This window comes from Erwinia papayae, from assembly GCF_058241465.1.
In genome coordinates this window covers 1,253,548-1,265,833 of sequence record NZ_JBZCHT010000009.1, presented here as the reverse complement: position 1 = coordinate 1,265,833, position 12,286 = coordinate 1,253,548, and the positions used below count along the sequence as shown (strand labels likewise).

The window sequence follows — 12,286 nt, the reverse complement described above, 5'->3', positions numbered from 1 at the left end:
CGTTGTAACGAAAGATAAATAATTTTCCTGCTTAAATCTCAGACTCTCCACAGCCAGACCAATGCCGGTCCGGGGATCAATTTCCCAGCAGTGCTTTTTTAGTCAGTTCAGTGAGCGATCTGAGCTGCACATCCGCCAGCTTCCATCGGGCATCACTGGCGAACTGAGGTGCAGGGACCACCACAGAACGCATTCGGGCCGCTTTTGTCGCAATCATACCGTTGAAGGAGTCTTCCAGCGTCACGCAGCAAAGAGGGTCAACATCAAGCGCTGCGGCGGCATCAAGATAAACCTGCGGATGTGGTTTGCTGTAAGGAAGCGATTCCGCAGAGATCAGCACGCTGAAGTCATCGCGCAGCTCAAACATTTCCAGGACCCGCTCCAGCATAGTTAAAGGCGAAGCGGAAGCCAGACCGATTTTCAGTCCCTCAGCCTGACATAGCTGTAATGCCTGCTTAACGCCGGGTAACAGTGGACGGCTTTCTTCAATCAACTCCAGGGTACGGGCTATGATACGGCGGGTGATCACCTGCTGATCGGGGCCTCTCCAGGGCTGTGCCTCGAACCACATTCTCACCACCTGATCGATACGCAGACCCACGGTGTCAGGCATTTCGCTGCGTCTGGTGAGATCCACGCCTAACTGAGCGAATATTTCCAGCTCAGCTCTCTCCCACAGGGGTTCAGAATCGATTATCAGTCCATCCATATCAAAGATTGCTGCCACAACCGGGTGGGAACGGGACATATTCAGCCTCCATCAGAAATTTACAGATACCTTAGCAGAACGACCATGCTGCAACATCTTTCCATCCATCACGCTTTCTGACCCACAGGAGGTGAGAACCACTTTTTACAGGCAGATTTTATTTTCAAAGGGTAAACTTAGAGCCACATTTCAGGATGACAGGAAGAAAGCATGACTTATCAACAGGCTGGCCGGATCGCAATACTTAAAAGAAGTGCTGGCTGGGTTATTTTTATTCCGGCGTTAATCTCAACATTAATCTCACTGATGGGATTTCTTGAGAAAAGCCGTGAAAAACGGGAAGGCATTAATGCGGTAATGCAGGACTTCTCTCACGTCATGATCGATATGATCCGCTTCAATACCGGCTTTCTGAACAGCTTCTGGAATAATTCGCCAGTGCCGGATTTCAATCATGGTAGCAATATTACTTTCTGGATTATCTACGTGATGATTTTCATCGGCCTGGCTTTACAGGCATCGGGTGCCAGAATGTGGCGTCAGTCGCGTCGTCTGAAAGAAGGCGTTGAGGATCAGTTAATCCTGGAAAATGCCAGAGGGGCGGAAGGGCGAAGCCGCCAGCAGCTGGAAGAGAAAATTGTGGTGCCCGGACATAGCATTTTTCTGCAATTTTTCCCGCTGTATATTCTGCCGGTGGCCGTCGCCGTCGCGGGCTATTTTATCCTGAAGTTGTTGGGTTTTATCGGCTGAATCCCCGGGCTTCTCAATATCAATCCGGTTTGACGTGCTGCACTTTTGGCCCATCCGGGTCCAGCAGCGCACCCACCGCCCGCTGAGCCTCTGTTATCCAGTCGCCGCCAAACACGTTAGCCCGGTTGAGCAGATAATAGAGCCGATATACGGGCTGACGCGACAGGTAGCCAGTCGGCAATGGCCATACTGACTGATAACCGTGCAGAATGTGTTGTGGCAACGTTGGGAAGTCTGGCAGCAACGCCAGATCGCACTCTCTGTCTCCCCAGTAACAGGCGGGGTCAAAGATCCACGGCCCGCAGTGACTGTTGCCGTAGTTTGCAGGCCACAGGTCGCCGTGCAGCAGTGAAGGCTGGGGATGGTGCGAGGCCAGTAATCTCTCAGCGCAATCGATGATCAATTCGCTGTTGCCATATTGAATGCCTTTTTCCGCCGCCAGCAGCAACTGCCAGCCAATGCGTTGCTCGGAAAAAAAGTGTGACCAACGGCGCAACCAGTTGTTGGGCTGAGGGGAGGTGGTGAAATTGTTATCAAAATCCAGCCCAAATTGCGGTTGCTCACTCCATTGATGCAGCCGCGCCAGCTGTTCACCCAGTTGTCTGGCACTTTCACCGTCCATCGGCCGCAGTGGGATATACTCCAGCAGAAGAAAGCTGACATCACGATCGCTACCCACCCCATAGACTGTCGGCACTTTCACCGTTCCCGTGCGTGCCAGCAATTCAAGTTGTTCTGCTTCCCTGATAAACAGGTCGAGCATGTCGCGTGAATTGCATTTTACAAAGACATCACGCTCACCATAGCGGGCTCTCCACGTCGAGTGTATTTCTCCATCAGATAACCGGATACGCTGGGTAATTTCAGCAATTGCAAACTGCTCACTTAACAGACGACCAATGGCTGACCACATAGGGTACTCCTTTTTACGCTGTTCACTGTGGGAGGATGATTATTTCCGTCAGAAAACACCTCACGCACCTGGCAATTTAATATTCAATATGTTGAGACGAGCGGTTGCACGCTGTTGTCTCTGTCAGATGTTTCCTGTTTACAATGTGGTGAAAAATTTGCAACTAACCGTTATAATTCGCCATGTTAATGAGATGATTCTCATTTGGTGGGCTTGGCGGGCCTGTTAGCTGAAAAAATATATATTTAATAAAATGTTACGATTCTTACCGTAAATTACATTGATCGTCCTCTGAAACTCTTCAGACTCACCCTTTTAACCTGTCGTACGGATCAAATTTAATGAAAGCGCTTAACAAGCTGTCTGCACTACTTTTACTCTCCGGGGCCTCGATATGCCATCAGGCACTGGCGGATAACAACGTTTTTACCGTCATGGATGATCCTTCAACGGCAAAAAAAACCTTCGAAGGTAATGCTGCCGCGGGCTATCTTGCTCAGACGGGAAACACCACCAGTTCATCACTGACGGCTAACACCAATATGACCTGGTATCAGCCCTCAACGGCATACAGCTTGTGGGGTAACGCCAGTAATACTTCATCTAATGACGTACGTGCTTCTGAAACTTACCAGATTGGTGGACGTACCCGTTACAACCTGAACTCGGCTGATTACCTGTTTGGTCAGGCCAGCTGGTTAAACGATCGTTTTAACGGTTATGATGGACGCTCTATCCTTGCTGCCGGTTACGGTCGTCAGATACTTAATGGTCCGGTGCATTCGTTACGTGTGGAAGCCGGTCCTGGCGTGCGTTACGATGACTACCACGACGGTGGGCATGAAACCCAGGCACTGGCCTATGGGGCATTGAGCTACCAGTGGCAACTGACCGACACCACGAAGTTTATTCAGGGTGTTTCCGTACTGGGAAGCGATGATACCACCGTAAACTCAGAAACCGGTCTTCAGGTAGCGATCAACAGCCATTTTGCACTTAAGCTGGCTTATAATGTGACCTGGAACCAGAATCCGCCGTCTTCAGCACCGGACAAAACGGATACCAAAACCACTATACAGCTTTCTTACGCGATGTAAGTATCCGGGTCCGGAAGCGAACTTAGTACACCCTCCTGTGAATTAAGTTATGCTTCCGGATCCCAATTATCCTGCTGCATGTTTTATTTTCCTCCTCTCAGTTCTTTTGTTCCCGTGTTCCCGTATTTTGTTAGTTATAATCGCCGTTTTTTTTAAAACCATCGATTCACACGCTTAACTTAAGATAATTTTTCTCTTACCCCCCTTATTTTCGTTTTTTTTTGACGCTATTTACCTATAGTAAATAAGCTTTACACGGAAAATAACGTTTAAAACTATAGGAGAAATACTATGAATACAAAAACGCAAATGACCCTTGAACAATGCCAGGAGATTCGCGGTGGTGCGAGTGGTTGGAGTGGTTGGACTGGTGGAGCCATTGGCACTGTTGCTGGTGGTGTAGTTGGTGCTGTTATTGGCGGAGTTCCTGGCGCTTTAGTTGGTGCAATTGTTGGTAGCTGTACCGGGGTGGCTATTGAGAACAGCAACAAATCATAATAAGCTTTGAGTTACATTTAGATGAGTTCGTTTTTACACCATAAAATAATGTGTAGTCATTAACGATCCCAGACAGCGGGTACTGATTTTAGTGCCTGCTGTTTTCACATATCCCATTGTTACTTCAATGATGTAATGATGATAATATTTTCTGTAATTTAAATTACAGATATCTGATTGCATATACGATGACTTATTTTTTTCACGACGTTACAGGAATAAAAAATTGTTAAATTATGAATGACAAGTTTAATCAGTGCCTGAGAAAATCTCCATTGGCGATGAGTGTTTATACATCTGCGGTAGCGATAATTATGGTTGCATTTATTGCAATTCTGATGCAAGGGACATATGGAAAAAAGGAAACGGCAAGAGGTTTAATAAGAAATGAATCTTTTTATCGTGTTGCCGCCAGTAAAGTCGGAAATGTTTCAGAAATTTATGTCCGTGAAGGTGAGTACGTTAATAAAGGAGTACCTTTATTCCGTGTTGCACTTCCGTGGCAGGATGTGAGAGATCAGCAAAATGGTAACAGTATGCTGACTGAGTCCGTTTCACGGCTCACTCAGGCCAAAAAAGAGGTTGAATCAGAAAGTGAATTCTATGAACGCGAATGGGATATGCTAAAAAAACAGGAGGGAATTCTGTTTCATCGTTTTGAGGAAAAAGATAAGAAACTTCAAGAAATAGAAAAGGACTATCAGCGTAAAAATATTTTATACAAAAAACAACTGAAAGAATTAAATGCTTTATTGAAGTTAAAATCAGTTAATAAGTCAGATGTAGAGAGTCTGAAGCAACTAATTATCGATAATGAGCTTGCCATAAAAAAAACAGAAGTAGAGAAGAGTACTTTGTTGCAAAATCGGGCAGAGCAGGAAGTAAACTATCTCAGAATGGAGCGGGAGCTGCTCAGAAATAAAAATGAAATTGAGGCCAGAAAGCGCGAACTGGCTAATGAAATGAACAAAATCCAGATGGACCAGGAGTATGTGGTGACCTCTCCTGTTGCCGGGAAAGTTCATGATATAGGTATTCTAAAAGGGGATTTCGTCGATGGAAAAACACCTTCGATGATAATCAAAGAAGATGCCGATAAAAAGCCAATAGTCATACTTTATCTCACTAGCAGCCAGATAGGGTTGATTAACCAACAGGAAAAGATTTTTTTGCGTGTGGACACCTTTCCTTATGAAGCTTATGGCATGTTGAGCGCAGGCATTACAAATATCTCACAGACTCCTACACAAGTCAGTTTGGATGAGAAAGAGTCGCTGTTTCGCGTGAAGCTTAAAATTATTGATGATGACAAATACAATAAGATTCCTGTCGATTTTTTAAATGATGGTATGTCTGTTACTACCTCCTTACGTCAGCCAGGACAAAGTTTACTGGCCTGGCTGTTTATGCCTGTGAAAAAATCGTTTAATCGCAATCCGGATTTTGCAGAATGAAAAATAAATTCAGAACAAAGGATGTATTGCAGGATGAGGCCGCAGAGTGTGGACTTGCCTGTATCAGTTATATCTCCAACATATACGGTAGAAAAATTAGTCTGGAAAAACTTCGTAATAAATACGATGTTAATCTTGATGGTTTGTCATTTTATCATTTGATGAAAATTTGCGCTGAAAATAATATGATCGCAACAGGCGTAAATATAACTGCTGATGCGCTTGATGAGTTGGACAAACCAGCCATATTGCTTTGGGATAATTGCCACTTTGTTGTTCTTAAGAATGTGGGACGTAAACGTATTGAAGTCATGGATCCTGCAACTGGCAGTCGTTGCTTTAGCATAGAAGAGACGCTAAAGTATTTTTCAGGAGTGGCTCTCGAAATTCTGCCTGGAGAAAATTTCTCTACAGAAAAGGAGAATGAAGTTAGTGAGAAAAAACCAAAAAACTTTTTCAGTATGCAAGAGTTTTCCCGTGGTCTGGTAAAATATAAATCTTATATGCTGCCGCTGTTCGCGATGGCGGTTGTTATTCAGTTAACGAATATCGCTATACCAAAATTTATGTCACTTATTTTTGATGAGGTATTAGCGGGTAATGATCAGGACTTGTTGTTCTTACTGATCTACATATTTTCTTTTGTCTATCTGATTCAGTCTGTCAGTAGTTATTTAAAAATAGTCATATCACAAAGACTACGTCGGGCTATATCACAGTTTGAAGGTGTGAATATAGTAAGTAAACTCTTCCAGATGGATTTGAAGTTTTTTAATAAGAGAATGCCTTCAGATTTGCTAAGAAAAATAAAATCTGTTGATGTATTTCACATGATTTTCACTCATGGTTGGCTGGATATTGTTGTAGATGCCTTTTTTGCAGGTGTATTTGTTGTTTTACTGTTTATAATCAGTTTTGATCTGGCCTTACTCACGGTGGCCGTAACTGGCGGTATGGTGCTTGTCAGGATAATGTTGCTATCAGCCCTGATGTCCAGGCAATATTCTGCACTTGATTCAGAAATAAGGAGAGACAATAGCTTACTGGAATCGATAGACAATATAGGTATGATAAAAATCAGCCATACCGGTCATCATAAAGTCAGTAGCTGGTTTTATCATCATGCTGAACTTGAAGATAATCGTTCTGCAATTGAAAAAATCAATGCATTAGTCCAGTTATCGATAACTACAATATCTCATATTCAGACATTGATCATTATGGGAGTGGGGGCCTGGGGAGTTCTTAAAGGGGATAATACAGCTGGCCAGTTAATATCTTTTATTTTCTATAAAAATTGCCTGATGAACAATATTCAGACTATGGTTGAGAATCATGTTAATCTGAAAATATGTTCTGTGGAGGTCCGGAGACTGCAGGATATTAACCCAGAGACAACGTTGATAGCCGAGGAATTTAGCAGTTGCGCGACAAAAAAAAGAGAAAGGGTAGAGAAGATAGCCGTTGAGGATGTTGCTTTCTCATACAGTAATCTTGATGATGCTTTCATTAAAAATATAAATTTTTCACTTGCAGCAGGAGAAAAAATGGTACTGACGGGACCGTCCGGCTGCGGTAAGTCGACATTACTCAATATCATTGCTGGTCTGTTAAAGCCAACGTCAGGCCGGGTATTGGTTAATAATATTCCTCTGAGTAAATTTGGCGAATATCAATATCAGGAACAAATTTCATTAGTCACCCCTGATGATAAAATTATTAATGGAAGTATCACTGAGAATATTATTTACGAGAGCGAGCATATTAATATGGAGCTTCTCGAAAAATGTATTGATAATGCCTGTCTGGGACAAGCTATTCGTTCGCTATCTGCTGGTCTGAATACACGATTAGGTGTCAATGGGGCAAGACTTTCATCCGGCCAGAAGCAGCGTTTGATGTTGGCTCGTGCGTTATATCGTAAGCCAGAAATTATTTTTCTGGATGAGCCTACATCTCATCTGGATGATCAGTCGAGACAAAGTATGATTGATCTTATTAAAAAATTGCCAATGGCATGCCTTATTGTTTCCCATGACTCGTGCCTGATAACTGCGATTGGTAAGGAAGTAAAAATTGGTACAATATAATATCAGACTTAAGCTAAGAACAAAAATGAATTTGAAATTCAATGGCTTTGTTTTTTTATTTATTGAAAAAATAACAAAAATAATATCCAGACTTACTTTCCGTTATGCAAATATGCGCATTGTATATGCCATGTTAAGTCTGATTGCTTTTATTTTTAAAAGATTTCTTGCTAAAAAATACTCATCCTCATCGGCTTTATATCTCGCCAGGTCATTTTTTAAGTATGGTGGGAAAGATTTTTCCAGGTTGTTAATTTTAAATAAGTTAATGTCAGAATATATCAGGATTTCTCTTAATGAATCTGATTGGATGCAAATCAGAAATTTCCTCGATCGCAACTGTTATTTACTGCCATCAGGCAATGAACCTGGCAAGCTACTGCTTTTTACCCATACCGGAGATTACTGGTTGTCAATATTGACGATGGCACGGCAGTATCAGAATATGGGATGTGAATTTATTGTACCTGTCTATCAGCCAATTACTGATGAAATTCTTGAGATGTACAAAAAAATAAACATTCCTGGTGTGGATGTTTTATTTATTAACATACATGATACGGGAGCTCTCCTCAAAATTATCCGTTATCTTAAAAATCCGAAAAGCGTTGTGGCGATCTTTTATGATCTTTTTTGCTATTGCTCTGGTGTTTATAACGGTGCGGTTGATTCTGTCAACTTTTTCAATAGAAAAGGATATATGACGACCGGAATACTCTCTGTTGCGGAAAAAATGAAACTGGGAATTAATTTTGTTTCATCCGTTTATTCAATTTCTGAGAAAAAGTATGTGGTAAAGATGTCTCCGTCCGCGCTTTTTTCCGGAAAGTCAGACGTTGATAAGTTAATGCTCAGATATGTTGAGTCCTGCATTAAGGAAAATCCTCATCAGTGGCATTTTATGACTTCTTTAGATTCTTACTATCATGCGCCTTATTCACAACTGAAGTTAAAAAATGAAAGGGAGCTTGCGAAATTTGCGCGGCTGAATTACAAATATACTCATCCTGAAAGCTGATTATGCTGAAAAATACCTGTAATCTTATTCTGATTTTAACTCTCAGCGGTTGTTCGCTGGCTCCTGATTACGAGAAACCAGATACTGTTATCGATCATCCTGTTGAGCTGAAGGCCGGCAGCGTAGTTAATCGCTACAGCTTCTATGACCTTTTTGCTGCTGATAAACCCTTGCTGGATTTACTTGAGCATGCGCTGATTAACAATTATGATCTTCAGCAAGCTATGCAGCGTATTATCGCCGCCAGAGCCAGTACGCTGAGCTCTGTATTTGATTTTGTGCCTGGTGTTAAGCTTACATCCTCGAAAAGTACCAGTATGAGCAGTGGGACCAACTTACTTACTGCCGAGAAAATCCGAAGTAAAACAGAAAACTATCAAAGCGCAATTGGTGTCGATTCCTATGAAGTTGATATATGGGGTAAAAAAATTAATGAGGTGCAGGCATCAAAATACGATAGATTGAATTATGAAAGTGTGGCTGCCGGAGTTAAACTGACGTTAATGTCAGATCTTGCTACCAACTGGTATGAAACGCTTTATATGATTAAGGTCTGGCATCTTCTGAACGATAAAAAGAGTAAACTTGACGAGATTCAGAAAAAAATTGATGCCCTTAAAGACGCCGGACAGATTGATGTTGTTATTGTATCTAAATTTTTACGGGGCAGGGCTAGTGACAACACCAACCTGGAAAATTTGCAAAGGGAGATTATTAACCGAATTAATAAACTGGAATTTTTATCCGGATATCACTCGCCATGGCTGAATACTTCTGACTGGAAAAAAATTTCAGGAGATTATCAGATTCTGTCTTTGCCCCAAAAAATCACTTCCGAAGTAATTTTTAATCGTCCTGATGTTATTGCTGCGGAGATGAAAATTAAATCAGCCAATGGGTCAATCGGTGCAGCACGGGCAGCGTTCCTGCCAGTATTTAATTTGTATGCCAGTGCCTGGAATACTTCTGATGATTTCAGTCATATATTAAGTAATCTTTCTGGAAGCTGGACGTTCACACCCTCAATAGTATTACCTGTTTTTAACTGGCCTAAGAATTATGCCAACCTTAATTATACCCGTTCGCAGCAGGTGATAACCGTTATTGAATATCGTAAAACAGTGGCTCAGGCGTTATTGGATATTCAGAACGCAACGAACAATCTTGCGGCATATGAACATCTGTATAGTGCGGCCAGGGCTGAGGTGGCACAACATCGGGATAATTTTATTAAACTGAATGCCCGCTACACAGCAGGCTATGCGGATCTCTACAACTATTATGAAGCGATTGATTTGGCCTACACGGCCGAAACGGAGCTGGAAAGTAACCGACACCAGATGATGGCCTATACAGTGGCTTTACTGAAAGCTATTGGCGGTTAGATTATGTGTATGACAAAAGGTCTCACTGCGAAATTCAGTAAGGATTATGCGATTTAAACAATCGCCTGAATATCCTGTGAAACCCGCTCATCTTCAGATTACAATTCATTACTTCCGGGCTTGAAAAACTTAGATCTTTTCATACCTTCCGGTGAAAGTTAGCCTCACTGTCGGTAGCAGCATAATTAACAAGAAAAGGGAAATGCCAGCACAGGCAGGCTTCCTCTTTGCTCATGCCGTGCATTTAGCGCCTGTGGCGTGTAAGATAATCCCCCTTCAAAGGTTTCTTCACGTCGATGCCTTTGACTCTGTGTGTCAGGACATTGCCTCAAATCGACAAATGTGAGTTGATTTTAAGATGTAATGCCATGATATATATACAAAATTAAACTTTGTATGTAGCCTTGCGTACGGGTTACCACTGCATTTAAGGATGTTACATGCCTGTAATTACTCTTCCTGATGGAAGTCAGCGTAAGTTTGATCATGCTGTCAGCGTTATGGATATTGCTCAGGATATTGGTCCGGGGCTGGCAAAAGCCTGTATCGCTGGTCGGGTAAATGGTGAGCTGGTCGATGCGGTTGATCCAATCAGCACCGACGCAAATGTCGCCATTATCACGGCTAAGGATGAAGCCGGGCTGGAAATTATTCGTCACTCCTGCGCTCACCTTTTAGGGCACGCTATCAAACAGCTGTGGCCGGATACCAGAATGGCGATCGGTCCGGTTATTGATAACGGCTTTTATTATGACGTTGACATTGATCGCACGTTGACCCAGGAAGACATTGAGCTGCTGGAAAAGCGTATGCACCAGCTGGCTGAAACAAATTACGATGTCATTAAGAAAAAGGTCAGCTGGCAGGAAGCGCGTGACGCCTTCGCCGCGCGTGGCGAAACTTATAAGATGACGATTCTTGATGAAAACATCAGCCATGACGACAGTCCGGGCCTCTATCATCATCAGGAATATGTTGATATGTGCCGTGGACCGCATGTGCCTAATATGCGTTTCTGCCACCATTTTAAATTACAAAAAATTTCAGGCGCCTACTGGCGGGGCGACAGCAACAATAAAATGTTGCAGCGAATTTACGGTACGGCCTGGGCTGATAAAAAGCAGTTGGCCGCTTATCTGTTGCGTCTGGAAGAAGCCGCCAAGCGCGATCACCGTAAAATTGGTAAGCAGCTCGATCTGTACCATATGCAGGAAGAAGCGCCGGGAATGGTATTCTGGCACAACGACGGCTGGACCATTTTCCGTGAGCTGGAGATTTTCGTTCGCAGCAAGCTGACGGAGTATGACTACCAGGAAGTCAAAGGTCCGCTGATGATGGATCGGGTGCTGTGGGAGAAAACCGGGCACTGGGAAAACTATAAAGAAGCGATGTTTACCACCTGTTCGGAGAATCGTGAATATTGTATCAAACCGATGAACTGTCCCGGACATGTCCAAATCTTCAACCAGGGACTGAAATCGTACCGCGATCTGCCGCTGCGCATGGCTGAATTTGGTAGCTGCCATCGTAACGAACCTTCCGGGGCCCTTCATGGGCTGATGCGGGTGCGGGGCTTTACTCAGGATGATGCTCATATCTTTTGTACCGAAGAGCAGGTGCGTGCTGAAGTAAACAGCTGTATCCGCATGGTCTATGACATGTACGGCACTTTCGGCTTCGAAAAAATCGCCGTCAAACTCTCCACCCGTCCGGCGAAGCGCATTGGTTCTGATGAAATGTGGGATCGCGCTGAAGCGGACCTTGCTGCGGCGCTTGACGAGAACCAAATCCCGTTTGAGTACCAGCCGGGTGAGGGGGCGTTCTACGGTCCCAAAATTGAATTTACCCTGCATGACTGCCTGGATCGCGCATGGCAATGTGGCACCGTGCAGCTTGACTTCTCGCTGCCAGGACGCCTTGGTGCGTCATATGTCGGTGAAAATAACGATCGCCAGGTGCCGGTAATGATCCACCGCGCCATCTTGGGGTCTGTGGAGCGCTTTATCGGTATTCTGACCGAAGAGTATGCCGGATTTTTCCCAAGCTGGCTCGCTCCGGTACAGGTGGTGGTGATGAATATCACCGATGGTCAGTCCGAATATGTTGCAGAATTGACCCGAAAACTTCAGAATGCGGGCATTCGTGTAAAAGCGGACTTGAGAAACGAGAAGATTGGCTTTAAAATCCGCGAGCACACTTTACGTCGTGTCCCTTATATGCTGGTTTGTGGTGATAAAGAGGTGGAAGCAGGCAAAGTTGCCGTCCGCACCCGCCGTGGTAAAGACCTGGGCAGCATGGACGTAAATGAAGCGATCGCGAAACTGTTGGAAGAAATCCGCAGTCGCAATCTTCATCAACTGGAGGAATAAGGT

10 protein-coding genes are annotated in these 12,286 nt (G+C 43.7%); 8 read left to right on the top strand and 2 right to left on the bottom strand.

Going from position 1 to position 12,286, the window contains the following annotated elements; all coding sequences use genetic code 11:
• Positions 1 to 76: 76 nt before the first annotated feature.
• Positions 77 to 748 (bottom strand): hexitol phosphatase HxpB, encoded by a 672-nt coding sequence (gene hxpB, locus AC3RPL_RS10800; protein ID WP_490740018.1) that lies wholly within the window; start codon positions 746 to 748, stop codon positions 77 to 79.
• Between the two features lie 171 nt (positions 749 to 919).
• Here hxpB and AC3RPL_RS10795 point away from each other — a divergent pair, with 171 nt between their 5' ends.
• On the top strand, positions 920 to 1,459 hold the full coding sequence (locus AC3RPL_RS10795) for a YniB family protein (protein WP_490740017.1): 540 nt from the start codon (positions 920 to 922) through the stop codon (positions 1,457 to 1,459).
• 19 nt (positions 1,460 to 1,478) lie between these two features.
• Here the strand turns inward: AC3RPL_RS10795 and AC3RPL_RS10790 are convergent, their stop codons facing one another.
• Entirely contained in the window at positions 1,479 to 2,372 is an 894-nt protein-coding gene (locus tag AC3RPL_RS10790) for a fructosamine kinase family protein (protein ID WP_490740016.1), read from the bottom strand.
• Positions 2,373 to 2,713: 341 nt separating this feature from the next.
• Here AC3RPL_RS10790 and AC3RPL_RS10785 point away from each other — a divergent pair, with 341 nt between their 5' ends.
• The 7 genes from AC3RPL_RS10785 to thrS all read left to right on the top strand — a co-directional run bounded on the left by AC3RPL_RS10785 (position 2,714) and on the right by thrS (position 12,283).
• On the top strand, positions 2,714 to 3,469 hold the full coding sequence (locus tag AC3RPL_RS10785) for a DUF481 domain-containing protein (RefSeq protein ID WP_490740015.1): 756 nt from the start codon (positions 2,714 to 2,716) through the stop codon (positions 3,467 to 3,469).
• Positions 3,470 to 3,760: 291 nt separating this feature from the next.
• Positions 3,761 to 3,967: a glycine zipper domain-containing protein gene (locus AC3RPL_RS10780; RefSeq protein WP_490740014.1), complete on the top strand. Its 207-nt coding sequence runs from the start codon at positions 3,761 to 3,763 to the stop codon at positions 3,965 to 3,967.
• A 275-nt stretch (positions 3,968 to 4,242) separates the two neighbouring features.
• Entirely contained in the window at positions 4,243 to 5,421 is a 1,179-nt protein-coding gene (locus tag AC3RPL_RS10775) for an HlyD family secretion protein (protein ID WP_490740013.1), read from the top strand.
• Positions 5,418 to 7,511, top strand: coding sequence for a peptidase domain-containing ABC transporter (locus AC3RPL_RS10770; RefSeq protein ID WP_490740012.1), 2,094 nt, complete (start codon positions 5,418 to 5,420; stop codon positions 7,509 to 7,511). The genes AC3RPL_RS10775 and AC3RPL_RS10770 overlap by 4 nt, the downstream gene beginning before the upstream one ends.
• Positions 7,498 to 8,529 (top strand): LpxL/LpxP family acyltransferase, encoded by a 1,032-nt coding sequence (locus tag AC3RPL_RS10765; protein WP_490740011.1) that lies wholly within the window; start codon positions 7,498 to 7,500, stop codon positions 8,527 to 8,529. Before AC3RPL_RS10770 ends, AC3RPL_RS10765 begins: the two co-directional genes overlap by 14 nt.
• A 2-nt stretch (positions 8,530 to 8,531) precedes the next feature.
• Positions 8,532 to 9,914, top strand: a complete 1,383-nt coding sequence (locus AC3RPL_RS10760) for a TolC family protein (protein ID WP_490740010.1) — start codon at positions 8,532 to 8,534, stop codon at positions 9,912 to 9,914.
• Positions 9,915 to 10,354: 440 nt separating this feature from the next.
• Positions 10,355 to 12,283 carry a threonine--tRNA ligase gene (gene thrS, locus AC3RPL_RS10755; RefSeq protein ID WP_490740009.1) on the top strand — a complete coding sequence of 643 codons (1,929 nt, stop codon included), beginning with the start codon at positions 10,355 to 10,357 and terminating at the stop codon, positions 12,281 to 12,283.
• Positions 12,284 to 12,286: the final 3 nt, after the last annotated feature.

Excerpts from the sequence above, each read along its gene's own strand:
- hxpB (WP_490740018.1), bottom strand. The coding sequence starts at position 748 with ATGTCCCGTTCCCACCCGGTTGTGGCAGCAATCTTTGATATGGATGGA.
- AC3RPL_RS10795 (WP_490740017.1), top strand. The coding sequence starts at position 920 with ATGACTTATCAACAGGCTGGCCGGATCGCAATACTTAAAAGAAGTGCT.
- AC3RPL_RS10790 (WP_490740016.1), bottom strand. The coding sequence starts at position 2,372 with ATGTGGTCAGCCATTGGTCGTCTGTTAAGTGAGCAGTTTGCAATTGCT.
- AC3RPL_RS10785 (WP_490740015.1), top strand. The coding sequence starts at position 2,714 with ATGAAAGCGCTTAACAAGCTGTCTGCACTACTTTTACTCTCCGGGGCC.
- AC3RPL_RS10780 (WP_490740014.1), top strand. The coding sequence starts at position 3,761 with ATGAATACAAAAACGCAAATGACCCTTGAACAATGCCAGGAGATTCGC.
- AC3RPL_RS10770 (WP_490740012.1), top strand. The coding sequence starts at position 5,418 with ATGAAAAATAAATTCAGAACAAAGGATGTATTGCAGGATGAGGCCGCA.
- AC3RPL_RS10760 (WP_490740010.1), top strand. The coding sequence starts at position 8,532 with ATGCTGAAAAATACCTGTAATCTTATTCTGATTTTAACTCTCAGCGGT.
- thrS (WP_490740009.1), top strand. The coding sequence starts at position 10,355 with ATGCCTGTAATTACTCTTCCTGATGGAAGTCAGCGTAAGTTTGATCAT.